Annotated in this window: 26 protein-coding genes, 1 pseudogene and 1 riboswitch; of the genes and pseudogenes, 21 read left to right on the forward strand and 6 right to left on the reverse strand. The window is 41.0% G+C overall.

The annotated features are described in order from the left end of the window. The first annotated feature begins 30 nt into the window (after positions 1 to 30). From MHB45_RS00850 to argH, 5 genes are read left to right on the forward strand one after another with little or no spacing between them, the layout of a single operon-like run. Positions 31 to 1,257 (forward strand): ROK family transcriptional regulator, encoded by a 1,227-nt coding sequence (locus MHB45_RS00850; protein ID WP_048685189.1) that lies wholly within the window; start codon positions 31 to 33, stop codon positions 1,255 to 1,257. Then, positions 1,257 to 2,336 carry an extracellular solute-binding protein gene (locus tag MHB45_RS00855; RefSeq protein ID WP_048685192.1) on the forward strand — a complete coding sequence of 360 codons (1,080 nt, stop codon included), beginning with the start codon at positions 1,257 to 1,259 and terminating at the stop codon, positions 2,334 to 2,336. Before MHB45_RS00850 ends, MHB45_RS00855 begins: the two co-directional genes overlap by 1 nt. 15 nt (positions 2,337 to 2,351) lie before the next feature. Further along, complete coding sequence (locus MHB45_RS00860) at positions 2,352 to 3,464, forward strand: ABC transporter ATP-binding protein (RefSeq protein ID WP_048685194.1); 1,113 nt, start codon at positions 2,352 to 2,354, stop codon at positions 3,462 to 3,464. Then, positions 3,461 to 5,149, forward strand: a complete 1,689-nt coding sequence (locus MHB45_RS00865; protein ID WP_072272375.1) for an ABC transporter permease — start codon at positions 3,461 to 3,463, stop codon at positions 5,147 to 5,149. The genes MHB45_RS00860 and MHB45_RS00865 overlap by 4 nt, the downstream gene beginning before the upstream one ends. 15 nt (positions 5,150 to 5,164) lie before the next feature. Next, entirely contained in the window at positions 5,165 to 6,649 is a 1,485-nt protein-coding gene (gene argH, locus MHB45_RS00870; protein WP_072272376.1) for an argininosuccinate lyase, read from the forward strand. A gap of 64 nt (positions 6,650 to 6,713) precedes the next feature. Here argH and MHB45_RS00875 read toward each other — a convergent pair whose 3' ends face one another. Then, positions 6,714 to 7,010, reverse strand: a complete 297-nt coding sequence (locus MHB45_RS00875) for a hypothetical protein (protein WP_142953047.1) — start codon at positions 7,008 to 7,010, stop codon at positions 6,714 to 6,716. A 173-nt stretch (positions 7,011 to 7,183) separates the two neighbouring features. Between MHB45_RS00875 and MHB45_RS00880 the strand changes: the two genes are divergently transcribed. Then, positions 7,184 to 7,390: a hypothetical protein gene (locus tag MHB45_RS00880; protein ID WP_237766584.1), complete on the forward strand. Its 207-nt coding sequence runs from the start codon at positions 7,184 to 7,186 to the stop codon at positions 7,388 to 7,390. A gap of 132 nt (positions 7,391 to 7,522) precedes the next feature. Here MHB45_RS00880 and MHB45_RS00885 read toward each other — a convergent pair whose 3' ends face one another. From MHB45_RS00885 to MHB45_RS00895, 3 genes are all read right to left on the reverse strand, one after another. Continuing rightward, positions 7,523 to 9,001: a sodium:solute symporter family protein gene (locus tag MHB45_RS00885; protein WP_072272378.1), complete on the reverse strand. Its 1,479-nt coding sequence runs from the start codon at positions 8,999 to 9,001 to the stop codon at positions 7,523 to 7,525. Further along, positions 8,998 to 9,198 (reverse strand): DUF3311 domain-containing protein, encoded by a 201-nt coding sequence (locus tag MHB45_RS00890; protein WP_048685209.1) that lies wholly within the window; start codon positions 9,196 to 9,198, stop codon positions 8,998 to 9,000. The genes MHB45_RS00885 and MHB45_RS00890 overlap by 4 nt, the downstream gene beginning before the upstream one ends. Before the next feature lie 273 nt (positions 9,199 to 9,471). Continuing rightward, entirely contained in the window at positions 9,472 to 10,815 is a 1,344-nt protein-coding gene (locus MHB45_RS00895) for an amino acid permease (protein WP_340907193.1), read from the reverse strand. 207 nt (positions 10,816 to 11,022) lie between these two features. Continuing rightward, positions 11,023 to 11,101, reverse strand: a riboswitch (glycine riboswitch). Between the two features lie 492 nt (positions 11,102 to 11,593). Here MHB45_RS00895 and MHB45_RS00900 point away from each other — a divergent pair. Then, positions 11,594 to 12,982, forward strand: coding sequence for an amino acid permease (locus MHB45_RS00900; RefSeq protein WP_048685221.1), 1,389 nt, complete (start codon positions 11,594 to 11,596; stop codon positions 12,980 to 12,982). Between the two features lie 24 nt (positions 12,983 to 13,006). On the opposite strand, the gene MHB45_RS00905 is transcribed toward MHB45_RS00900, so the two are convergent. Further along, entirely contained in the window at positions 13,007 to 13,183 is a 177-nt protein-coding gene (locus MHB45_RS00905; protein ID WP_340907194.1) for a hypothetical protein, read from the reverse strand. A gap of 193 nt (positions 13,184 to 13,376) precedes the next feature. On the opposite strand from MHB45_RS00905, the pseudogene MHB45_RS00910 reads away from it, so the two are divergent. Further along, positions 13,377 to 13,493 (forward strand): annotated as a pseudogene (locus MHB45_RS00910) (BBE domain-containing protein); the annotation flags it as partial. 110 nt (positions 13,494 to 13,603) lie between these two features. Here the strand turns inward: MHB45_RS00910 and MHB45_RS00915 are convergent. After that, positions 13,604 to 13,816: a hypothetical protein gene (locus MHB45_RS00915; RefSeq protein ID WP_072272381.1), complete on the reverse strand. Its 213-nt coding sequence runs from the start codon at positions 13,814 to 13,816 to the stop codon at positions 13,604 to 13,606. Between the two features lie 375 nt (positions 13,817 to 14,191). Between MHB45_RS00915 and MHB45_RS00920 the strand changes: the two genes are divergently transcribed. From MHB45_RS00920 to MHB45_RS00980, 13 genes are all read left to right on the forward strand, one after another. Continuing rightward, entirely contained in the window at positions 14,192 to 15,103 is a 912-nt protein-coding gene (locus MHB45_RS00920) for a LysR family transcriptional regulator (protein ID WP_048679107.1), read from the forward strand. Positions 15,104 to 15,236: 133 nt separating this feature from the next. Next, positions 15,237 to 16,259 carry an LLM class flavin-dependent oxidoreductase gene (locus MHB45_RS00925; protein ID WP_048678982.1) on the forward strand — a complete coding sequence of 341 codons (1,023 nt, stop codon included), beginning with the start codon at positions 15,237 to 15,239 and terminating at the stop codon, positions 16,257 to 16,259. A 74-nt stretch (positions 16,260 to 16,333) separates the two neighbouring features. Continuing rightward, on the forward strand, positions 16,334 to 17,668 hold the full coding sequence (locus MHB45_RS00930) for an LLM class flavin-dependent oxidoreductase (protein ID WP_048678985.1): 1,335 nt from the start codon (positions 16,334 to 16,336) through the stop codon (positions 17,666 to 17,668). Between the two features lie 38 nt (positions 17,669 to 17,706). Beyond that, on the forward strand, positions 17,707 to 17,967 hold the full coding sequence (locus MHB45_RS00935) for a glutaredoxin family protein (protein ID WP_048678988.1): 261 nt from the start codon (positions 17,707 to 17,709) through the stop codon (positions 17,965 to 17,967). 121 nt (positions 17,968 to 18,088) lie between these two features. After that, positions 18,089 to 18,622 carry a GNAT family N-acetyltransferase gene (locus tag MHB45_RS00940; RefSeq protein ID WP_072272382.1) on the forward strand — a complete coding sequence of 178 codons (534 nt, stop codon included), beginning with the start codon at positions 18,089 to 18,091 and terminating at the stop codon, positions 18,620 to 18,622. Positions 18,623 to 18,642: 20 nt separating this feature from the next. Continuing rightward, positions 18,643 to 19,467, forward strand: coding sequence for a transporter substrate-binding domain-containing protein (locus tag MHB45_RS00945; protein WP_048678991.1), 825 nt, complete (start codon positions 18,643 to 18,645; stop codon positions 19,465 to 19,467). A 32-nt stretch (positions 19,468 to 19,499) separates the two neighbouring features. Next, complete coding sequence (locus MHB45_RS00950) at positions 19,500 to 20,207, forward strand: amino acid ABC transporter permease (protein ID WP_072272383.1); 708 nt, start codon at positions 19,500 to 19,502, stop codon at positions 20,205 to 20,207. A gap of 20 nt (positions 20,208 to 20,227) precedes the next feature. After that, a complete protein-coding gene (locus MHB45_RS00955) occupies positions 20,228 to 20,938 on the forward strand; it encodes an amino acid ABC transporter permease (RefSeq protein WP_048678997.1) in 711 nt (236 codons plus the stop codon). Continuing rightward, on the forward strand, positions 20,935 to 21,705 hold the full coding sequence (locus MHB45_RS00960; RefSeq protein WP_048679000.1) for an amino acid ABC transporter ATP-binding protein: 771 nt from the start codon (positions 20,935 to 20,937) through the stop codon (positions 21,703 to 21,705). The genes MHB45_RS00955 and MHB45_RS00960 overlap by 4 nt, the downstream gene beginning before the upstream one ends. A 24-nt stretch (positions 21,706 to 21,729) precedes the next feature. After that, on the forward strand, positions 21,730 to 22,239 hold the full coding sequence (locus MHB45_RS00965; protein ID WP_048679003.1) for a GNAT family N-acetyltransferase: 510 nt from the start codon (positions 21,730 to 21,732) through the stop codon (positions 22,237 to 22,239). A 14-nt stretch (positions 22,240 to 22,253) separates the two neighbouring features. Next, entirely contained in the window at positions 22,254 to 23,396 is a 1,143-nt protein-coding gene (locus MHB45_RS00970) for an amidohydrolase (protein WP_053087358.1), read from the forward strand. Positions 23,397 to 23,849: 453 nt separating this feature from the next. Beyond that, positions 23,850 to 24,854, forward strand: coding sequence for an LLM class flavin-dependent oxidoreductase (locus MHB45_RS00975; protein WP_072272384.1), 1,005 nt, complete (start codon positions 23,850 to 23,852; stop codon positions 24,852 to 24,854). 87 nt (positions 24,855 to 24,941) lie between these two features. Next, on the forward strand, positions 24,942 to 25,775 hold the full coding sequence (locus MHB45_RS00980) for a MetQ/NlpA family ABC transporter substrate-binding protein (protein WP_048679012.1): 834 nt from the start codon (positions 24,942 to 24,944) through the stop codon (positions 25,773 to 25,775). The last annotated feature ends 34 nt before the right edge of the window (positions 25,776 to 25,809 follow it).

The raw sequence follows: 25,809 nt of genomic DNA on the forward strand, positions 1-25,809 counted from the left end.
ACTAACTAAATAATGTAAGGCCGTGATGTGATGAGTTTTAAAAGGACACCCAGTCATCAAAAATATGTAAATAAAAAAAGAATCATTCAATGCATCCAAGAATGTTCACCCATTTCAAGAGCTGAAATCGCCGTTAAGCTTCAGCTAAGTAAACCAACTGTTTCTCAGGCTGTGGATGAACTTATACAGGAGAAATGGGTATTCGAGAAAGGAATAGGAGTATCCTCATCTCAAGGCGGGAGGAGGCCCATCCAGCTCTTTTTTAATGAAAAGGCCGCCTATATCATCGGTGTCGATATAGGCGGGACGAAAGTGAAAATCGTTTTAAGCGATTTAAGCGGCAACATCCTTGCTGACACTAGTTTTTCAACAAACACTTATTTAAATTCAGGGCTTCTTAAACAAATGGCGATTGAAACGGAGCGGTTAATTGCAAAGAATCAGATTGCGAAGGAAAGGATATTGGGGATGGGAGTCGGGATCCCTGGCATTACGCAAACGGCAAGCGGATTAGTAATAGAGGCACCGAGTTTAGGCTGGGTGCAATATCCATTTATAGCAGAAGCGAAGCGTTATTTTGATTTCCCCATCTTTCTTGACAATGATGTAAACGCGGCTGCACTAGGTGAACAGTGGCTGGGGAATGCACAAAATAAGCGGAATTTGCTGTTCATTGCGGTTGGCACGGGAATCGGAAGCGGCATCATCTTGAATAACCAGTTATACAGAGGAGCTTCCAGTGCCGCTGGGGAAATGGGATATATGGTGACGGACAAAGAGGATATAAAACGTGAATTCAAGCCGATTTTCCATAGATACGGCTATTTGGAAAGTGTCGCAGGAGGCAAGTCGATTGGCGGTCATTTCACCAGGGAGGTCCTCAAGGACCCTCACCATTTTTTATTCGAACGGGCCAAATCTTCCGAACTATCGGGGGAGGATGCTTTTTTGGCAGCAAAAAAAGGAGACACGGCAGCTATGGCCATCATAAATGAAGCCATTGAACATTTAGCCTGCGGAATTGTCAATGCGGCTAGTTTGCTAAATCCGGAAGTGATCATTTTAGGAGGTGGTGTATTAAATTCTGCTGAATACATTTTACCTAGAATTCGGGAGGTCGTTGATCGATATCTTCCAAGTTTAGTAGAAATGAAAACTTCACAACTGGGAGAAAACGCAGGGGTGCTTGGAGCGGTTTCCCTTTTCTTAAGGGAACATGATGGCATTTTGAATTTTCGTGATGAGGGGGAATATTAATGAAAAATAGGAAAAAGTCGCTTGTTTCAGTACTGACCTTATCGGCAGCACTATTAATTTCGGGGTGTAACGGTACAGATACGAAAACGAATTCGGATGCTGGCGAAAAGGGTGAGCTCGAAGATAAAATCGTTGTTTATTCGCCGCATGGCAAAGATATTTTATCAAAATTCGAAAAGCAGTTCGAAGGTAAGTATGGTATTGATGTTGAGTGGCTTGATATGGGGTCTCAGGAAATCCTTGACCGTGTTCGTTCAGAGAAAAGTAATCCGCAGGCAGACGTTTGGTGGGGGGCACCTTCCACGAACTTCAATCAAGCAAAGGATGATGGGCTGCTGGCCGCTTATAAGCCTAGCTATTCCGATAGTCTCGATGAAGGATTCCGCGACCCGGAATGGTATTGGACAGGAACGAGCCAGACACCGGAAGTCATCATGTATAACAGCAAAGAATTATCAAAAGACGAGGTACCGAAAGATTGGGATGAGCTGCTTGATCCGAAATGGAAAGACGAAATCATCATCCGCTATCCGTTAGCCTCCGGAACGATGAGGACAATTTTTTCTGCGATGATCTATCGTACGTATAAGGATACAAATGATCCGAAAGAAGGGTATGACTGGTTAAAGAAGCTCGACCAAAACACGAAGGAATATTCAGCGAATCCTGAAATGATGTATAACAAGGTAGCCAAAGGAGAGGGCTCACTTTCCGTTTGGGCAATGCCGGATGTCGTCATGCTGAAAGAAAATAAAAATTATCCATTTGAGTTCGTCATTCCAGAAAGCGGAACGCCAGTATTGACGGAAGGTATCGCCATCGTTGAAGGTGCCAAGCATCCCAAAGCGGCTGAAGCCTTTTATGAGTTCGTGAATTCACCAGAAGCCGCAAAAACATTAGCAGAAGAATTTTACAGGATTCCGACCAGAAGTGATGTGAAGGGTTTACCTGAATGGATCACGGAAACCGAAATTAAAGCGATGGAAATTGATTGGAATGCATTCCAGGAAAAAGGTGACGAGTGGATGAAATACTGGGACGAAAATATTAAAAGTGGAGATAAAGAAATTAAAGAATAAGGAAGTGTCGTTGGGATGGCGTCAATAAAAATAGAGAATGTCCAAAAAGCCTTCGGGAAAACGATAGCTGTTGACCAGTTAAATCTGGACATCAAAGAAGGTGAGTTTTTTACCTTTCTTGGTCCAAGCGGCTGCGGTAAAACGACAACACTTCGGATGATAGCCGGTTTTTATTATCCAACTAAAGGTGTCGTCCGATTTGGCGACAAAGATATGACGCGTGTACCTCCGGAGAAAAGAAATACAGGCATGGTTTTTCAAAACTATGCCCTCTTTCCCCATATGACTGTTTTTGAAAATGTAGCGTTTGGCTTGCGTGTGAGAAAGGTTTCTTCTGCTGACTTAAAGAAGAGAGTGCTGGATGCCCTCCAAAAGGTCAGGCTTGAGAGCTACTCGAATCGTCAAGTGAGCCAGTTAAGCGGAGGACAGCAGCAGAGGGTGGCCCTTGCGCGAGCACTGGTCATTGAACCGGAAATATTACTGCTGGATGAACCATTAAGTAATCTGGATGCCAAGCTTCGTGATGAAATGAGAGTGGAAATCTTAAGGCTGCAGCGTGATTATAAGATTACCACCATTTATGTCACACATGATCAGGCAGAGGCATTATCCATGAGTGATCGAATCGCTGTGTTCAATTATGGTGTATGTCACCAGGTCGGGACGCCAACAGAAATTTATAATCGGCCGGCTAATGATTTTGTGGCGAGTTTTATAGGCGAAATTAATCTTTTGCCCGTTCAAGTTGAAAAAGTTCATCAAGATAATATAGAGGTTGCCCTTAAGAATAGTGAACAACCGATTAAATTGAATGTGGAAAATCAAGCTAGGGACGGAATTTCGATCATACAGAGTGATGCTGACCTTGCTGTTTCGATTCGTCCTGAGGCAATCAGGATTCTGGATGTGACCGAAGAAGGAATGAATATCTTTAAAGGTAAAATAAATTCCGTCCAATTCTTTGGATCTGTTGTGAATGTCATGGTGGATGTTCAAGACGTGTTACTAAGGGTCGACGTATTTAACACCCATGATTTTGGATACTTTTATCAAGGAAAGGAAGTGTATGTCCAGCTTCCCGAGAAACAGCTGCGTCTTATCCCTGTCATAAGCGGTGATGCGCCATGATTAAAAATCGTGATACGAGATTGACGGTTTGGCTCCTTATACCAGTTGTATTGGTGCTCATAGCATATGTACTCTACCCGTCATTGAGGACCTTTGTTGAAAGTCTGCAAAAAGACGGATCGATATCCCTTGGAAATTATCAGGACTTCTTCGTACAGGAATCGAAAACGAACTTAGAGGCTCTTTGGAATTCTGTTTATATATCCTTATTGAGTGTATTGGTCAGTGCCTTGATTGGCATACCGCTCGCATTCATTTTTAACCGTTACGATTTTCCCGGCAGAAGCTTCTTCTCATCAGCAGCGATTTTGCCGATTGTCCTTCCATCATTGGTAGGGGTCATGGCCTTTATGTTTTTATATGGAGAATCGGGATTGATTCCAAATGCCATCAAGGACCTGTTTGGCCTCGATAAGGTTCCATTCAAGATTGGCGGGGTATCGGGAATTCTTATCGTGCATGCCTATACGATGTATGTTTATTTTTATATGACCGTATCCGCTGCAATTAATAAAATAGATCCATCACTTGAAGAAGCCGCTTATAACTTAGGCGCAAATAAATTAAAGGTTTTTTGGAAGGTGACATTTCCATTATTGACACCTGCCATCGTTGCCGCCTCTTTACTTGTTTTCATGATATCGATGGCTTCTTTCAGTGCCCCGTTTTTATTAGCTGGCGGATACAGGGTGTTAAGCCTGCAAATTTATTTTTCAAAAATCAATGGTGATATGGAAATTGCCGCTACTCAATCCGTCATCCTATCCATCGTTTCGATTTCATTTCTATTATTCATGCGTTGGTATCAGAATAGGAAGGATTATCGCATGGCTTCGAAAGGAATAGGCGCACACAGGAGTGAAGTGAGGAACCCATTTATAAAATGGGTGATGGTCCTAACTGGTATCATCGGCGTAATGATTCTGCTTTTACCGCACTTTACGATTCTGTTGCTTTCACTTGTGCCAGATGGAACCTGGACATTTCAAACGTATCCCACAGTATTTAATGTGGAAAATTACAGGCTTTTGTTTGAAGACCCTAATATCTTCAAACCGTTACGAAATAGTTTACTGATGGCGGTTATTGCAACGTTGGCAAATCTGGTGTTTGGGGTCATAGCGTCTTATGTACTTGTCAAACGGAAATTCGTCGGGAAAAGCTTTGTCGATATTCTAGTCATGATTCCTTGGGCGTTGCCTGCAACGGTCATAGGGATGAACTTGATATTCGCATTCAATGAACCTAGCGTTTTTTCTTTCGGTCAAATCTTGGTAGGAACATTTTGGATTTTGCCGCTTGCCTATTTCATCAGGCATATTCCACTCGTTGTCCGGTCGACTAATGCCGTTCTGGAGCAGCTGGATGATTCGATTGAGGAAGCAGCCAGAAACTTGGGGGCTAAGTGGTTTTATACTTTCAGAAGGGTCATATTTCCGATTATTATGCCTGGTGTTTTATCAGGGACATTATTGGCATTTATCGAATCTGTGGGGGAATTCCCGACCTCGGTCCTGTTGTACACGATTTCAAACAGGCCCATATCCATTGAAATCATGAATCAGCTTCGGATGTTCAATATGGGGCAGGCCGCTGCCTATGGGATGATTCAAATCACGCTGATTGTAATCGTTCTCTTTATTTCGAACAAGTTTTTTGGAATCAAAGCGGAAAAAGCTTTATAAATCGGAGGTTCAAAGATGAGCAGGCTTGAAGAATTTATCAAAAATGAAGGTAGTGTCTTTCCAGGAAAAACCTATGCTAGAGAGCTTCTGATGCCTGTTTTTAATGATCAAAGAGATTACTTATTTGATGCAATGTTCGATATTCATCGGGCACATGTCATCATGCTTTCGGAACAAAAGATCATTAAAGATGAAGAGGCGAAAACCATGCTTGATGGGATTCGGAAAGTGGCCCAAACAGATCTCGCGCAGTTGACCTATCAGCCCCAATTCGAAGACTTATTCTTCATGATGGAGGCAAAGATCGGTGAGGAAATCGGCCATGAACTTGCAGGGAAGATTCATATCGGCCGCAGTCGTAATGATATGGGGGTTGCGATGTACCGGCTTGTTTTGAGAGGTCATCTGCTCCAATTGGTTGGCTATGCAAACCAATTGAGTGAAGCATTCTTGGTGCAGGCTGAAAAACATACAGAAACCTATATTACAGGTTACACGCATACCCAACCGGCTCAGCCGACTACAATAGGACATTACTTTTTAGCCATTTATGATGTGCTTCAAAGGGATATTGGCCGGTTATGGGCAGCCTATGAAACGGTTAACCAATCCCCTTTGGGTGCAGCCGCTTTAACGACCACCGGTTTTCCGATCAGTCGGAACCGTACGGCTGAACTGCTTGGGTTTGATTCGGTGATTGAAAATTCCTATGACTCGATAGGCGGGGCAGATTATTTATTGGAAACCGCAACTGCCATCATGACGTGCATGGTCAATACCGGAAGGTGGATCCAAGATTTCCTGCAGCATGTGACAAGGGAGTTTGGTACATTTCACGTGGCGGACCCTTATGTTCAAGTAAGCAGCATCATGCCGCAAAAAAGGAATCCTGTCTCCATTGAACATTCCCGTTCGATTGCAAGCAGTGCGTATGGTGATGCACTTGCTGCAATGAATATGATTCACAATACACCATTTGGTGATATCGTCGATACGGAAGATGATTTACAGCCGCATTTATATCGCGCTTTTTCGAATGCAGGCCGTGTCATGAAACTAATGTATGCCGTCATATCGACTTTGAAAGTAAATGAAGAACATACAAAGAAAATGGCCGCAAAATCCAGTATAACGGTTACTGAATTAGCGGATACCCTATCAAGAGATTACGACATATCCTTTAGAAAAGCCCATTCGATAGCCAGTCATATTGCAAAAAAGTCGATTAGTGAAGGGAAAGAGCTATATGATTGGGACACACAAGAAATCAACAAGATCATAAATGAATTCGTTTCAGTGAACATAGCAGAAGATGAATGGAAAAAAATAATCTCTCCCGAATATTTTGTGGAAATCAGAAGCATTCAAGGCGGGCCCTCCCCGAAAGAGGTTACGAGAATGATTGTAAATAGAAAACAAAAACTGGAACAAGAGTTGCAGGAATATAAGAAAGTGGTCAAAGAATTGAATGATGGCAGGAAGGCTTTAGTGGATTACTGAAGGTACGGGGTAAAAAGAAAATGAGTTTTAACGGGCATGAACCTCACGAGTATTTGCTTCAAACTCACGAATAAAAGCAATTCACGAGTATTTGCTCGGAACTCACGAGTAAAAGCATGAAATTCACGAGTATTTGCTCGGAACTCACGAGTAAAGGCATGAACCTCACGAGTATTTGCTCCAAACTCACGAGTAAAAGCAATTCACGAGTATTTGCTCGGAATTCACGAGTAAAAGCATGAAATTCACGAGTATTTGCTCCAAACTCACGAGTAAAAGCATGAAACTCACGAGTATTTGCTCCTAACTCACGGATAAAGGCATGAACCTTCTGAAGAGAGTTTTTTTTGTTGGCTCGCAAGCAATACGATCCATTTTACTGAGAAAGCTTCATATTATAGTCATTCTTTATCAGGGCGGCTATTTATTTTGGATTTTTGATGCAACTGAGTCATCCCCAGAGACAATGAATGTAGATTATTCCTAAAAACAATGCTGTTATTTGGAAAATATATAATATGAGGCGGAATGTTAATGTCAAATAGATCTCAGTTCGGTGTTATCCTGATTTTAATAGCTTTCGTAATATCGATTACTTTATGTTCGAATCCGGAAGTCTTATTAAGAGGCGGATATGATTTAGCTATTGATGGTCTGGTGGTATCCAGAACCTTGATGATTATTTTTTCGTTGTATTTATTAGTTAAAATAGGGGATTTGTTTATAAACAGAAAAGATTAATAGTCTAAAATGAGGTTTCCCATAAACAATATTGAGAAAAAGCACTATACTTGGAAGCCGAGAATAAGTAAGGCTCAGTCTTTTGACTGAGCCTCCAATGTTTATTGATCCATAACCAGTTTCAAATTTGCTTCATATATCGTTAACGGATTTAGGTTCCAACTGAACTGCGTGCTTTCTGAAAGCAATACTCACCGTGATCATCACAATGAAATTGACTGCCAATGCAATGATTCCCACATTCAAATCTTTTGTTGCTTGCGGCAAGGATGGAAACAAGGTCCCTATTGTCGATTGACTGAGTGTAATGCAGATTACGATGGCCAATCCGGTAATGATGCCGGCGATTGCGCCAAATTTATTGATCGGATTATTCCTTTTCAGACTAAAGAGAAGGGATGGGAAGAGCTGTGTGATGAGACTGTATCCCATAAGAATTAATGCCGACATCGTTTCGCCGCCGTTTAAGGTGAAGTAGACGGCTATAAGGGCAATGATTGGCACAAGGAACTTTGCCAATCGTACAATGTGGCGATCGGATACGGCAGGTGCAAATTCCTTATAAACGTTTTTCGCGAGCAGTGTAGCGACGCTCATCAAAAGCATGGATCCCGGCACCAATGCGGTCAACAATCCAGCGCCGCCGATTATGCCTATAAACCATGGATCAAAGGTCTCGATCGAAAGGCGCAGCAATGAGAGGTCTGCATCTGCCCCAACGAGTCCGGGCACTTTCAATATAGCTGTAAACCCAACGAAAAAGACGAATAACAGCATGAGTGTATATAAAGGGCTGATGATGGCGTTCTTTCGAAATACCTTGCCGCTGCGTGCTGAATAAACAGCGCTGAAAACCTGTGGCCACATATAGAAACCGAATACGAGCAATATTACTGTGGAGATGAACCATGATACGCTAAGTCCCTGATCTGGGAACTTAAGAAAACCTGGCTTGGCCGCATCAACCGCTTCAAACATCGGCTGAAATCCGCCAAAGTAATGAATTGGCAGATAAATCCCCAAAAATCCTATTATGGCGACCATCATGATATCTTTAATGACCGCGGTCCAAACTGAACCGTGTATACCTGAGATCATCACATAAATGGTAAGGCTGATCGCCCCCATCCAAACTGCCTCAGACATAGAGATGGCACCATAAGATGCTTCTGAGACAATGATCCCCAATCCTTTCAGCTGCACGACGATCACTGGAATCATCGACACCACACCGACAAGTGCAGCCAAAATTCCTAAACCGGGACTCTTATATTTGCTTACAAAGAAATCGGATTGAGACATCAGTTTATTTTCTTTGGCGTATCTCCATATTTCCGGCAGGAGCCAATAGGATAATACGTAAGACAAGGTAATGTAAATTAGAACATATAGAGCGGGTGCGCCCTTGCCATAAGCCCAGCCGCTGCCGCCAAGGAAGGAGAAGGTCGTATAGATTTCCCCGGCCATCAGCAGAAAGACGAATATCGCACCAAAACCGCGTCCGCCCACCGTCCATTGTTCCAAGTCCATATCTTTTCCTTTTGAAGAGCGTATTCCTAAAAATATCGATAGAAGTAAAAATGCTAAAATGATTAAGAGAGCAATATTCATTCCTGGTCACCTTCCCGATTCCTGGGATCCAGCTTATACATGATGCCGAGTATGGCAGAGGTAAGGACCACCCACATAGCCATCCAGAACATATTGAAAGGCATCCCTAATACATATGGTTCTATTTTATTAACAAAAGGTAGAAATCCCAGTATGCCTATAAAAGGAACTAGTGTAAGAATATATATAATCTTCATTAAACAACCCCCTCCGTTTTAAATAAAGTGAAACGCCCACCAATGGGGGTTTATTCTTCAATGCCACTGATGGATGTGTGAACCGAACCGGATGGAAAATTCATACCTGACCGAAAAGGTCCGATAATATATATTAGCTTACACTATTTTGATATAAAATTTAATGCAGTTGCCTGATATATTTTAGCAGCAGTGCGCAGACAGCCGAACAATGATATGTTCATAAAACAGATAAAGCCTTGAATTCATAGTGAGTTCAAGGCTTTATTTCCTTTAGCTATATTTTTTCCTAGAGTTATATAGTATTACCAAAAGTATGAACCAGATTGGGGTCAAGAGCAGTGATAGCCGTGTAGCTTCAGCGAATAGCATAACAATAAGGATGAACAGGAATAATCCTAATATGGCGTAATTGACAAAGGGTGTAAAAGGAGCCTTGAAAGTCGATTTTGCTCTTAGGTCAGGCCTTGTTTTCGAATATTTGATATGGGAAATCAAGATAATGCTCCATACCCATATGAAACAGATGGCACTGATGGTCGTCACGACGGTAAATGCCTGTTCAGGTATCAGTTTGCTTAATAATGCCCCTATTGATACAACGATTGTGGATGTTAATAAGGCATTGCTCGGAACAGCCTGTTTATTTAATTTTTCCAGTTTAGCAGGGGCTTCGCCATTCCTGCTTAACGTATAAAGTATTCGGCTCGTTGAAAATAAACCACTGTTGCATGCAGAAGCAGCGGATGTCAAAACGACGAAGTTGATGATCCCTGCAGCGACAGGAATGCCGATTAACGCAAAGACCTCTACAAATGGGCTGCTCGTGGCATCCAGTTGTGTCCATGGGTTGACGCAGAGAATGACGAATAGTGCACCAACATAGAAAAGTAAAATCCGGACAGGGATTTTATTGATGGCAGATGGAATGTTCTTTCTCGGGTTTGCCGTTTCTGCTGCAGAAACCCCGACCAATTCGACACCGACAAATGAGAAGACGACCAGCTGTAAAGATAATAGGAATCCAGAAATGCCATTAGGGAACATGCCCCCATGATTCCATAGGTTCGTTAGGGAAACCGTTCCGCTATTGGTATTGAAGCCGATGATCAAAAGGATGATCCCCACGACGATCAAGGCGATGATCGTGATTACTTTAATGATGGCAAACCAGAATTCCAATTCACCAAATAACTTAACGGTCAAAAGGTTCAATCCTAACAGAATGACCAGGCATATTAGAGCCGGAATCCATTGAGGGATATCGAACCAATATTGCATATAGACGCCGACAGCTATGATATCGGCCATTGCGGTCATGATCCAACAGAACCAATATGTCCACCCTGTTACGAAGCCGGCCCATGGACCGACATATTCGGTTGCAAATTCAGTGAATGATGCATACCCTGCATTGGATAAGAGCAATTCCCCCAGGGCCCTCATCACAAAATACAAGGCAATCCCTATTATCAGATAAGAAAATAATATAGAAGGTCCTGCCAATTGTATGGCTTTTCCGGAACCTAAAAATAATCCGGTGCCAATGGTTCCTCCTATTGCGATCAGTTGTACATGTCTATTTTTTAAATCTCTTTTTAATTCTTGTTTTGCCAATTCTTACGCCCCCGTCTTTTTATAGTCTTGGTAGTGAATGAGTTTACCTGCATGGTCTTGGAGAGAGGGACGTAATTTTTTCGTCCAGCTTGCCTTTCCCATTGGTTTTAAAGCTGTTGTTTTTAGTCCAACCACAAAATGGACAATAAAAAAAGAGATTGGATAATACCAATCTCTTAAAGGGTTCAGAATAACAATTTTATCATTCGTTACTCTTCTGTCCTTTTGCCTGAGATTGTGAATCCTTCGGCGCTGCATCTTGTACAGTCTCTCCAGAAGCTGCTCCTGCTATAGTGTCATCCATAGCATTCATCGCTTGCTTGTATGCGGTTGTGAAGAAATGTCAGCCAGTGATAATTTTCCACTGCTTGATCATTCATTATGCTTATAAAATAATATTGGAATTCTATCATCTATTTTTCGGTAGGTCAACAAATTTTTTGAAATGAAACAGGCATTATCTGTAGTTTAATAGTGGTCTTAATTTTTAAGGTACTTGAAAAATTTATTTTTTTGGATGATCACTATTATAAAATATTGATCATCATTTTTTAAAAATTATATTTTTAGATTAGGAAAATTGCCAAGATATATTTGGCAACTGTTTATTTCAAAAATACAATTGTATTTTTACAGAATATTTACTATTATAAGATAAGAAAACATAAATGAAGTGTTATTGATATTTTTTCGATAGAGCATTTTTAACCGCAATAATTAATAAGTTCGTGGTAAGGATAGAAAAGCATTACCGATATTGCATCTGGGGGAGTTAAACATGTCGAACAAGGAATTAAAGAGAGGGCTGGAAGCACGTCACATTCAAATGATAGCTTTGGGCGGAACCATAGGTGTCGGGTTATTCATGGGATCGGCGAGCACGATCAAATGGACAGGGCCCTCTGTAATGCTTGCTTATGCCATCGCAGGTATTTTTATATTTTTCATCATGCGTTCCATGGGTGAGATGCTTTATTTAGAACCGACTACAGGTTCTTTTGCAACCTTTGCGAGCAGCTATATACATCCTTTGGCAGGTTATATGACTGCTTGGAGCAATTGGTTTCAATGGGTAATCGTCGGAATGTCCGAAATCATTGCGGTTGGCTTGTATATGCAATATTGGTTCCCGGAGTTACCGGCCTGGATACCAGGTGTGGTCGCCATGATCATCTTGGGAGCGGCCAACCTCATTTCCGTTAAATCCTTCGGGGAATTTGAATTCTGGTTTGCACTTATAAAAATCATAACGATTATATTGATGATCGTTGCCGGCCTAGGCCTTATCTTCTTTGGAATAGGGAATGGCGGGGATGCGATTGGATTATCGAATCTTTGGGAAAATGGCGGCTTCTTTACGGGAGGCTGGACAGGATTCTTCTTTGCGCTTTCGCTTGTCGTGGCTTCCTATCAAGGCGTTGAGCTTATCGGCATCACAGCCGGAGAAGCGAAAGACCCAACGAAGACCGTAACAAAAGCGATCCAATCAATCATATGGCGCATTTTAATTTTCTATATTGGTGCCATATTCGTCATCGTGACAGTCTTCCCTTGGGATCAACTGGATGACTTAGGCAGCCCATTCGTTTCAACCTTTGCTAAAATAGGTATCACAGCAGCAGCAGGCATCATCAATTTTGTCGTAATCACTGCGGCAATGTCTGGATGCAACAGTGGGATTTTCAGTGCAGGTCGTATGCTTTACACACTGGCATTGAATGGCCAAGCTCCGAAAGTCTTTGCTAAAGTATCTAAAAATGGAGTGCCGGCATATTGCACGATCGCTGTATTATTAGGATTGGGCATCGGGGTTATCCTGAATTACCTTGCACCGCCGCAAGTATTCCTTTATGTGTACAGTGCGAGTGTTTTGCCCGGGATGATTCCATGGTTTGTCTTACTGATCAGTGAGCTTAAATTCAGAAAGGTAAATGCCGCTGAAATGGAGAAACATCCGTTCAAAATGCCATTGGCCCCTTACAGTAACTATGCAACAATAGCCTTTTTGCTGATGGTGCTGGTAGGTATGTGGATCAATCCTAGTACAAGGATTTCCTTGGTTGTCGGGATCGTTTTCCTAGCCTTGGTAATAGCAAGTTATTACTTGCTGAAAATGGATAAACGAACACCATTGGACGTTAAATCCGATGATGAGATTTCAGGATAAGAAATTCTATTAAAAAGCCCTTCTCTAATTCGAGAAGGGCCTTTTTTGTCCTTGTAGATCAATTGTGGAATTCACGAGTAAAATAGCGAAACTCACGAGTAAAGTCGTTGAATTCACGAGTAAAACAGCGAAATTCGCGAGTAAAGTCGTTGAATTCACGAGTAAAACAGCGAAACTCACGGGTAAAATCGTTGAATTCACGAGTAAAACAGCGAAACTCACGAGTGTAGCTAATTTGACCCCGTAACAAGGGGGGCCAGCAGGGGGAATGAATCAATAAGCTTAGGAATATGTCTTCTTGCCAGCTTTTTTCATAGGATGTTGCCCGAGGAAGGGGCTATCTTTTGGAAAGAACAAAGCTTACCGGGCGTATCGTTACACCATTAAAGATTGACCAGCTGCGTATTATGGAGAAAATTTCAAACGGCTTCGAGTAGTGAAAACGAGGTATGATCCATACAATGCGTTTAAGTTCCCGCAAAGCATACCGCCATTAAATAAGTGGGGGTGAAAAAGCTTGGATTCAACAAATACATTCGTTATATAAAGGCCTATTCCTGGATTTGGATATAGGCCTCTTTATTCTTGTTTTGAATCAATTAATCGAGATAATCCCCAAAATCATTCCGCTTGCTGAGCTTGTACTGTATTGTAAACCTGATTTACGGAAGATTGGGCTTGGGCAATTTCTTGAGCAGCTTGTTTAATGGCTTCTTGTGCCAAAGTTGGACCAGAGGAAGATTTTTCAATTGCTTGTGAAAGTAAGGTTTGCGTAAGGGTAACGTTTGCTTTTGCTTGATTTAATTGATTGATATCAATTTGTTGTTGAGGCATGTAGTTTCTCTCCTTTTGTCATTTTTGGAATTACTCCATTAGGATGACCGTTCTTTTCTATTTTGTAAAAAAGATGCACACTTAGGATTGAAAAGCGGGCAGAAAGAGAATGGGATTATTCGTTTTATTTACTTAGAATCCTGAAATTTTCATCTGCATAAATAGTATTGAAATCAAATTGTAAGATAACGGAAAAAAATGTGATCTATTCGTTGTTGTGATGTTTAAATTATACTTTACTTATTGGATTTATCAGATTAAAATCGGAGAAAGAATCATTATAAGTGGATGGGCTGATTGGACAACCGAAAGCTCCTGAACGCGATAAGCGAACAGGAGCTTTTTGCGTTCATTTTGGAAAAAGGAGTTGGCAAGATGAATATTGATCATATTGAAGCGTTTATGTATGTTGTTCACCTTAATAGTTTTCATAAAGCCGCAGAGGCGATGTTTTTATCACAGCCAACGGTTTCGGCAAGAATTAAGACGCTTGAGAGTGAACTCGATTCAGTACTATTTGAGAGGCAAGGAAGAGGGATTATTTTAACCGAAAAAGGGAAAGCCTTCATTCCATTTGCGGATCAAATTATTCGTACCTTTCACCAGGGGAAACAGCAGTTGAAGACAGGAAGCGAACTGGAGGAAATAACGATAGGGGCTAATATCATTACATCGCAATACTTTATTCCATTTGCTCTTCCTCTATGGAAAAAGGAAAACCCAAATTTACGCTTTAAATTCATTTCAGCAACAAATGATGCATTAATGGAAAAATTGCTTCAGAAACAGGTTGATATAGCCTTTATGAAGGATATTACACATAGTGGTCTGCAAAATTACAAAACCCTTGATAATTCGATTCGTTTAGTCGTGTATCCAGGACATCCATTTCAACTTCGAACTGGGCTAACAGTACAGGAATTAGCAATGGAGCCGTTGGTATTTTTTGAGTGTGGTGCGCTTGACTGGAACCACGTTCATAAAATTTTTGAAGTATCAAATGTAGAGCCGCGCATTGATTTTCAGGTTGATCACCTGGAAGTGGCGAAGTCGCTAATTCTTAGCAGAAGCTGTATCGGATTTTTACCGTACTTATGTATTAAAAAAGAGTTAGAACAAGGTACGTTGGTTGAAGTGGATGTGTCACATTTAATCAAGATAAAGCAGCACATCTATCTGACGCATTTAAATCATGGAGTGGAATCCCCTTTATTATGGAAAGACATTCTTTTATCAATTCGGAAATTTGAGAAAAAACATCAGCAATTACCAATACAATCGAATTGATAGATATTTTCTATCAATACAATAATTTTTTCTATTAGTAAAACCATTGCCATTAGCATGTTTTAGGTGATAGGATATGTCAAAATATAATTATTCGCATAAGTAAACTTTGAATTAAATAGGAGGAGAGAATATGAGTTATAAGCTTGGCATTTTAGACCAGAGCCCGATATTTCCAGGGGCTTCAGCATTTGATGCACTACAGCAAACCATTAATCTGGCTAAACATGCAGAAGAGTGGGGGTATACCCGTTTCTGGGTATCGGAACATCATCATGCCGAACAGCTGGCGGGGTCTTCCCCGGAAGTTTTGATTTCTTATTTATTAGCTCAGACAAAGTCGATTCGGGTAGGGTCCGGAGGTGTTATGCTTCAGCATTATAGTCCATATAAAGTGGCGGAAAACTTTCACGTATTATCGAATCTTTCGCCAGGCAGGGTAGACCTTGGCATCGGAAAGGCACCAGGTGGGCTCCCCTTATCAACGAAGGCGCTACAGTTTGGAACTGTGAATGATGGAAAAGATTTCGAAGAGCGGTTATCTTTCCTGCAAGAAATAATCGAGAATTCAGTTAATGAATCTCACCCGCTTGCAGGCATTCAAGCGACACCGCTACCTTCCGAAAAGCCTAAGATGTTTCTGCTTGGTGCAAGTACTGACAGTGCCAGGTTAGCAGCCGAACTTGGGATAGCTTATGTATTTGCTCGATTTATCAACAGTAATGAGACTGTACTTGAAGATGCTGCACACATTTACCAAAGTATCTATCCAACTGGTAGCTTTAAGGTATCGGTTTCAGTGATTGCTGCTCCTTCACAACAAGAAGCAGAACAGTTAACAGGTGACCGGAAGATTGTGAAAGTTCATCTCAAAAGCGGTCGTTCTGTCACGGTCCAAACCTTAGCGCAAGCAGAGATATTCGGGAAGCAGTCTGGGGAGCCTTACGAAATAGAAGAACAGGATTCCGATATTATTGCTGGAACTCCTTCTTATGTAAAAGAAGTCTTAGCAAATTTACATGAAAAGCACGGAGTAGATGAGTTTATCCTACATTCGCCAATTTTAAAGGAAACAGAAAGGTTCAGATCTTTTCGATTGTTGAGTCCACTTCAATTAGCCTTATCTGAAGAGAAACACGTTACGAGCCAAAATTAAAAAGGCATCAGCAATTAGGGGAGATGTGGGATGTCAGCAAAGTTGAAAACCGACTAATTAAAGGAGGAGTATCGATGTCTGAACAGAGAAAGTTGAAATTTGGAGCGCTTATTCATGGAGTTGGAGGGAGTATATCCGGTTGGAGACATCCAGACATTCAAGCAGATGCCAGTGTTAGTCTTGAATTTTATAAGGAGCAGGCCCAGAAGGCTGAAGAGGGAAAGTTCGATTTACTTTTCATTGCTGACGGATTGTTTATCAATGAGAAGTCAATACCGCATTTCTTAAATCGATTTGAACCACTTACCATTTTATCCGCACTCGCTGCTTTCACATCAAGAATAGGGCTTGTCGGTACAGTTTCCACCTCATACAGTGAGCCATTTACTGTAGCTCGGCAATTTGCTTCACTTGATCACATTAGTCAAGGTCGTGGCGGATGGAACCTTGTTACTACCCCTCTTGAGAGTACGGCCTTGAACTATAACAAAACGATTGAAGAACACCCTGATCATGCCAAACGCTATCGGATAGCATCAGAATATATACAAGTCACCAAGGGACTTTGGGATTCATGGGAGGATGACGCGTTTACTCGGGATAAAGAGACCGGTGAGTTTTTTGATCCTTCTAAAATGCATCAATTAAAGCATAAAGGAGAATTTTTCTCCGTGCAAGGACCACTCAACATTGCCAGATCAAAACAGGGGAGACCTGTCGTTTTTCAAGCTGGTTCATCAGAAGCTGGCAAAAATTTTGCGGCTAAAGAAGCGGATGCAATCTTTACAGGTCAACCAACATTGGAAGATGCCAAGATATTTTATCAAGATGTAAAAAACAGGGCTATTGCATTCGGGAGAAATCCTGATGAAATTGTTATTCTGCCAGGTATCGCGCCAATCATTGGTGCAACTGAGGAAGAAGCGGAGCACAAATATCAAGAACTCGCTAACCTGGTTTCTATAGATAAGGCGCTTGACTATTTGGGACGATACTTCGATCATCATGATTTTTCCCAATATGAACTGGATGCACCTTTCCCAGATCTCGGAGACATCGGAAAAAACAGTTTCCGAAGTACGACTGACCGAATCAAACAGGAAGCGAAGGAGAAACAGTTAACGCTCCGTCAAGTAGCACTTAAGGAGACAACACCCCGGACTTCTTTTATTGGAACTCCCGAGAAAGTGGCGCATCTGATTCAGCAATGGTTTGACGAGAAGGGTGCGGACGGATTTATCTTTTCTTCAAGTGTTCCAAATGCTTTAAGTGACTTTGTAGACTATGTGATCCCTATCCTTCAAAAAAGGGGAATATATCGTACTGAATATGAAGCAGAAACATTAAGAGGCAACTTGGGGCTTCCATTCCCGGAAAATCGTTATGCGAAAGAAAGCATTAATCAATGATTGAAGAATCAATTTAAAAATTGAAGGAGGAATAAGAATTGGGAGAAGCGTTATCTGTCGTCGTTTGGTCAAAACAAGGATGTCACTATTGCGAAGAGGTTAAACAATACTTAAAAGAAAAGGAGATCGCTTATCAAACGGTGGATGTTACCAATCATGATGATCGACGAGATATTTTAGAAATCAAATATGGTGTTCGGTATGTGCCAATTATTGAAATTGGGCGAGGTAGCGTATATGAGAGCGTTACGGAAATTGGAATTCCTAATCTTGAAAAAGTACTTAAACGTGTACAATAACAAAAAATCACGCGATTAAAACTGAGTCTAAAAGAATGACTGATTGAATTAAGGAAAGATTGCATAAATAAATCCGACTATTCTTGTGTAATTAATATGTTATAGAAAAGGGGAGTTAATCATGACACAGCTAATCCGTCTTGCCACTGTAAAGGATGCTCCCGAAGTGCTAAACGTTACACTTCGGGCTTATGAACCAATCAGGGAATTGAATATTAACTTTCTCGCTGCGACTGCTGATTTGCAGCTAGTGACGAATAATATTCGGCGGAATCTCACTTATGTTTTAGAACAAGAGGGCCAAATTGTTTCCACTGTGACAGTTCGTCATCCATGGAATGATCCTGATCAGTTCAGTCCGTACCCATTCATTTGGTGGTTTGCAGTCGACCCCCTATACAAACAAAAAGGTTTTGGCTCGACTTTGTTAACCTGGGTGGAAGAAAACATACTTCGGAAACAGGTGAAAGCGCCGGCCGTCTATTTGGCGACAGCTGAACGTCATCCTTGGCTTGGTTCCATTTATGAAAGAAGGGGCTATGAGATTTTTGCTGAACGAGATCACGATGGGAAAAAAATTGTGTATCTTCGTAAAATTCTAGATGAAACGCTGTATCGCATTATTGAAAATAAAGAACCAATTGTTAGTAATTAAAAATGTTCGGGGGAATTGAGATGAAAAAAACATTATTACTTGTTATGGCACTGCTACTTACCTTTTTGGGAGCTTGCTCTTCGAATGAAACAACGAGTACAGCAAAATCCAGTTCTGGAGATTCAAAGGATAAAAAAGTACGGAAAATCATTGTCGGAACTGGGACGCAATTCCCTAATATTTGCTTTTTGGATAGTAATGGTAAGCTGACAGGGTATGATGTCGAGTTGGTTCGTCAAATCGATGAAAAGCTGCCTGAATATGAATTTGAATTTAAAACGATGGAATTTTCTAATCTATTATTAAGTTTAGAAACGAACAAAATAGATTTTGTTGCGCACCAAATGGAGGTGAATGATGAACGAAAAGAAAAATTTCTATTTAATAAAGAACCATATAATGTCTTTCCCCTTCAAGTTACAGTTCATCAGGACAACAATGATATTCACTCCATTAAAGATCTAAAAGGAAAAAAAGCGATAGTGAGTGCAACGAGCAATTCTGCTGTTTTTCTTGAAAAGTATAATAAAGAAAATAATGCCGGTATTGAAATTGTCTATTCTGGTCAAGGCGTAGATGATACGAAGAATCAAATCAAAACTGGTCGGGCGGATGCTACCATTACTACACCATTTGCCGTCGACTTCTTAAATAAACAAGCAGATGCACAGCAAAAGGTTGTGGGTGAGCCACTTCTTAATTCAAAAGTATACTTTTTGCTAAGAAAAGACGAAACGCCATTACAGAAGAGAATTGATGAAGCACTTGTGGAGCTTAAAGAAGATGGGGTAGTTAGCGAACTAAGTAAAAAGTGGCTTGGCGCAGACTATTCAGTAGGATTTTAATTAGATAGTAGCAAGCGCGGAGGTGCTAAAGCATGGGGAAAGCATTTGATCCTTCATTAATCGTCGATTTCATTCCGACGTTAATATATTACCTTGGAGTAACATTGCAAATTCTGGCAGCATCCGTTTTATTAGGAATGGTAATCGGGATAGCGGCAGCCATCCTGAGATTATTTCGTATCCCAGTATTGAATCAACTAGTCATTTTGTATATTTCATTCATTCGAGGAACGCCTATTTTAATACAATTATTTCTAGTTTTTTATGGACTGCCTGCAATTCTTTTATTCATTAATATTGATATTTCAAGAATGGATGCTCTGTATTTCGTCATTATTACTTATGCATTAAGTAATGGGGCGCATTTCGCAGAAATATTCCGAGGAGCGATTAAGGCTGTAGATTATGGGCAAACGGAAGCAGCCTATTCTGTTGGTATGAATAATAGTCAAAGTTTTTTTCGAATTGTGCTTCCTCAGGCCATACGGATTGCTTTCCCGAATATCGCAAACTCAATTATTGGATCCTTGAAGGATACCTCACTTGCCTTTACCATCGGCGTAATGGATATGATGGGCAGGGGAGAGACATTAATTGCTGCAACTGCACACGCTCTCGAAGTCTATCTCTCATTAGCTGTCATCTATTATGCAGTCGTGCTATTGTTCGAGAAGATATTCAGACTTTATGAAAATCGCATTAATCGGCATCAATCTGTTGATGTGTCTGTTACTGGATAACAAAGGGAGGAGGGAAGGACTTGACGATTGATATATTATTCATTTGGACTGCTTTTAAGGAGATTATTAGAGCACTTCCGATCACACTTATCTTAACGATTCTTCCTCTTCTTGCAGGTTTTATTATCGGTCTCGCTGTTGCCTTGATTAGGATTTATAAAGTGAAATTTCTAAGTAGAATTGCAAATGGCTATGTCTCCTTCTTTAGAGGAACACCGATTATCATGCACATAATGCTCATTTATTTCGGTTTTCCATTATTAATCGATCAAATCTCTAAGAAATTTGATTTGGGTATACAATCTAATTCCATTCCGATCATTTTATTTGTCTTAACCGCTTTATCGTTGAGTGCGGGTGCTTATTTATCAGAAATATTCAGATCGGGAATTATCAGTGTCCCCAATGGCCAAATGGAGGCAGCCTATTCCGTGGGGATGAATTCGTTTCAAGCCATGACGCGAATTGTTTTGCCACAGGCCATTGCTCAGTCCATCCCGAATTTCACGAATATTTTCATTGGATTTCTGCATACGTCATCCATTGCTTTCATTGTATCCCAAAAAGAAATGACAGGAGCAGCCAATATTGTTGCATCCACCAATTTGAAATTTTTGGAGTCTTTTATCGCTGCTGGTTTAATTTATTGGGGTCTCACAATCATTGCAGAGGGGCTTTCGTTTTTAATTGAGAAAAAGGCCACTGCCTATAATCGAGGAGGAATACAATGATTTATTTAAAAGATATAAAAAAATCATTTAACCAGCAGCCTGTTTTAAAAGGGATTAATTTGAAAATAGGCAAGGGAGAAGTAGTTACCATTCTAGGACCAAGTGGATCTGGGAAAACGACCCTACTTAGGTGCTTGAATTTTCTGGAGAAACCAGAAGAGGGTATCGTTCAAGTGGGAAATATACAGGTGAAGTCCAAGAAGGCGACCAAAAGGGAAATCTTATCCCTTAGGAGACAATCGGCAATGGTTTTTCAGCATTATAACTTATTTGCTCATAAAACTGTTTTGGAAAATGTAATGGAAGGGTTAATTGTTACAAAAAAATTTAAGAAAGCTGAGGCGAAACGGGAAAGTGAGCTGTTATTGGAAAAAGTAGGTTTGGGAGATAAGCATGACCATTTCCCTTCGCAATTGTCAGGAGGTCAACAGCAACGTGTTGGAATTGCCAGGGCACTTGCTTTAAATCCGGAGGTCATTCTATTTGACGAGCCAACGTCGGCACTCGATCCTGAGTTGGTTGGGGAGGTGCTTTCTGTCATTAAAGCAATTGCACAGGAAGGCATCACGATGGTGATTGTAACCCATGAAATGAGTTTTGCTAAAGAGATTTCGGATCGTGTTCTTTTCATGGATGGCGGGGTGATTGTAGAAGAAGGGTCACCATTGGAGATTTTCAATGCTCCAAAGGAAGAGCGAACACGACAATTTTTAAATCGGATATCAAGAGATTTTTCCGTATCGTTTTTAGAAGAAAGGGCGAATTAAAGGAAGGGGGCCAAGGGAGGACGTATGATTAATACAATCGTAGTCGATGAATTGATTGAAGCAGATAAAGAGACGGTGCGCCGCTTATTGGTAGAAAGTTATCAACAATATGAACATGAATATTCGAACCCGGAAGCTTGGGAAGGATATTTAAAAAATATTGAATCCTCGTTGGATAATCCACATGTTGATAAGGTGTTGGTTGCAAAGTGCAATCAGGATATCCTTGGCACATTACAGCTTTTTCAGTCATCTGAAAAAGCATATGAAAAGCCGGAACTTGGGATTTTTTCACCAATCATTCGGTTGTTGGCGGTTCATCCCGAATCAAGGGGACGCGGTATCGCTCAGGAATTATTAAAGGCTAGTGTAAATTATGCAAAATCGCAAGGTGCGTCCAGTTTGTATCTACATTCTACTGATAAGATGCATAAGGCCATTAAACTATATGAATGGTTTGGCTTTAAACGGGATCGAACGAAGGAATTTCAAAATCATGATATTTTAGTAAAATGCTATCGCTTAGATTTATAGAAGGAGGCGACTGTATGAGTCGAGAGCTGGAAAAGCGCTTAATATCGATACGGCGCCATTTACATCAATATCCTGAGTTATCAAATGAAGAATTTGAAACGACAAAATCAATTCAAAATTGGCTCGAGGAAGAGGGCATTGAAATCCGTCATACAGGATTGAAAACAGGTGTTTTTGCAGATATAAAGGGTGGCAGACCCGGACCGACAGTAGCCATAAGGGCGGATATCGATGGACTTCCGATTGAGGAACGAACCGGGCTGCCATTTGCTTCGAAAGTAAAAGGGGTGATGCATGCTTGCGGCCATGATTTTCATACGGCAGCTGTTATAGGTGCTGCCTACCTTTTGAAAGAATATCAATCAGAGTTGTGCGGGACAGTGCGATTGCTTTTTCAACCCGCAGAAGAATTAGGTGGCGGAGCGGTACATGTGATAAAAGATGGTCAAATTGACGATGTAGCGGCTGTGATTGGGCTGCACAATAAACCCAATTTGCCTGTCGGCACCATTGGGATAAAAGATGGTCCGTTAATGGCGGCAGTAGACCGTTTTCATGTTGTTCTTCAAGGGAAGGGGAGCCACGCGGCCATCCCTCAACACGGAAAAGATCCAATAGCGGCAGCGGCTCAGCTTATTACCGCTCTTCAAACTATCGTCAGCCGGAATGTATCCCCATTAGAAAGTGCCGTGGTGAGTGTTACGAGAGTAACAGGTGGAAACACGTGGAATGTAATTCCGGGTGACGTCATATTGGAAGGAACGATCCGAACCTTTAGTTCTGGGATCCGCGAAGAAGTAAAAGAAAAGTTTTATTCGATTGTGAATCATATTGCTGCTGCTTTTTCACAGGAAGCTGAGATTGGTTGGTTTCCTGGACCGCCCGCGCTTCTTAATCATCCGGCAGTCACAGAGATGGCACGCAGGTCTGCTCGGCAGCAATCATTGCATGTAATCAATCCAGAACCTTCAATGGGTGGTGAAGATTTCGCTTATTACCTTCAACATATCCCCGGTACCTTTGCCTTTTTTGGTACAAACGGAAACGAAGACTGGCATCATCCAGCTTTTACTGTTGATGAAAAAGCCATTATTAAGGCCGCTCATTTTTTATATGAAAGTGCCAAGGATTTATTATATAACCATGATAAGTGGTGAACATACATGACAAAGGTGCCAGACACATTTTCGTGCCTAGCACCTTTGTTGTTGTAATTCCTAAGGTTTCGGTCAAATTTGATTTCAAGCATATTCATGATGCGAACATTCCCCCCCATTTTAGCTTCCACACATAGCCACTCTTCATTTTTTTATTCCAGCTTTTCATAGACTCCTCTCTCCATTTCTCTTCCTCTCATTGATTAATCCTATTCTGATAGCGGTAAGAAGAATAAATCTCAAACCATGATAGGCGAGAGCGTGGTTAATTATTAGGCAAAGGCATTCCAAATTCATAAGTAATTGATAGAATTTTTTTATGAATTAAATAAATTTTTCTATCAAATAAGGTGTTGTCAAGTGCTTGTTCACAATGTTAGGATGAATTTCAATTACATTAAAACAACTAATTCGATTTGTTAACTCGGTATTAATGATTGGAGAGAAAGTCATATGAGTTTTAAGCTTGGAATATTAGATCAAAGCCCCATTTTTCCTGGGAGTTCGGCAGTTGATGCACTTAAGCAAACCGTAAACCTAGCTCAAAAAGCTGAAGAATGGGGATATACCCGTTTTTGGGTATCGGAACATCATCATATGGAACAAGTTGCTGGATCTTCACCGGAAGTATTAATTTCTTATTTATTATCGAAAACCACATCCATTCGTGTAGGTTCGGGAGGTGTCATGCTTCAACACTACAGCCCTTATAAAGTCGCTGAAAATTTTCATGTTTTATCCACTCTTGCCCCGGGCAGGGTAGATCTTGGCATTGGTAAAGCACCAGGTGGATTTCCTTTATCAACAAAGGCGTTACAATTTGGAACTCTGAATGATGGAAAAGATTTTGGGGAACGTGCATCCTTATTACAAAAAATAATTGAAAATTCAATCGATGATGTTCACTTGCTCTCTGGTATTCAAGCAACACCGATACCGCCTGAAAAGCCAGAAACCTTTCTGCTTGGTGCAAGTTCAGACAGCGCTCAACTAGCCGCTAACCTCGGAATGGATTTTGTATTCGCCAGATTTATTAATAGTGATGATACCAAGCTGTATGAAGCGTCTTCTGCTTACCGAAGCAAGTACCCAGAAGGGCGCTTTATCGTATCAGTAGCGGTTGTGGCAGCTCCTACCCAACAAAAAGCAGAGGAGCTGGCAAGCGAACACAAACTATTTAAAGTTCATCTACAAAGTGGCCGGACGCTGACAGTTCAATCACGTGAGCAGGCTGAGTCATTTGAGAAGCAGGCTGGTGAAGCTTACGAAATAGAAGAGCAGACCGCAAGTGTTATTGCTGGAACTCCAGGATATGTTAACGGGATTTTAAAGGAACTTCAGAAAGTTTTTCAAGTGGATGAATTTATTTTGCATACACCGCTTCGAAGAGAAGCAGAACGGGTCCAATCCTTTCAGTTGTTGAGTCCGCTTCTCTTAGGGGAAGAGACTAACATATAGAAGGAAAAGAAAAGATCCAGAGGGCATGAAGCAGCTGATTAATGTTTGTTATTCCAATATAAAAGGATAAAAAAGGAGCGAGAAACATTGAAGAAAATTAAATGGCTGTCCGTTACGGTTTTAACAGTAGTATTGCTGGTATTAGGAGCTTGTGGAAATAATGAGCAAACATCATCGGGGAGTAAAGGAGACAAGGATGAGGAAGTGACTTTGAAAATTGGTGCAGCCTCAATACCACATGCAGAAATTTTAGAGTTTATCGCACCGGATTTAGAAAAACAAGGCGTGAAACTGGATGTAGTGATTTCTACGGATGGTATTCAAACGAATCAACAAACAGCAGACAAAGAATTGGATGCAAACTTCTTCCAACATACCCCTTACTTAGAGCAAGTAAATAAAGATAGTGGTTTGAATTTGGTTAATGTGAAGGGTGTACATATTGAACCATTTGGTGTCTATTCCAAAAAAATTAAGTCTATAGGTGAATTGTCAGACGGAGCGAAAGTAGCCGTACCGAAAGATCCAGTAAACTTTTCGCGGTCGTTACAGCTTTTTGCGGCAAATAATATCATTGAGTTGGATGCTTCCAAGTCAGGGGATTATACGATTGAGGACATTACAAAAAATGATAAAAAAATAGAATTCATTCCAGTCGATTCCCCTCTTTTAGTTCACTCGCTAGATGATGTGGAAGCATCGGCCATTAACACAAACTATGCTCTGGAAGGACGGTTAAAACCTCTCGATGATGCATTGATAATTGAAGGGAAGGACTCACCTTATGTAAACATTTTAGTTGCTCGTCCAGACAATAAGGACGATAAAGCGATCCAAAAGCTTGCGAATGCATTAACGACGGAAAAGGTCAAAGAATTTATTTTTGATCAATATGAAGGAGCCGTCGTGCCCGCGTTTTAAGGGGTGTCTATACCAAGCTAGTTAATAAGAGGAG

Source organism: Peribacillus sp. FSL K6-5616, assembly GCF_038008245.1.
Classification (GTDB): Bacteria; Bacillota; Bacilli; order Bacillales; family DSM-1321; genus Peribacillus; species Peribacillus frigoritolerans.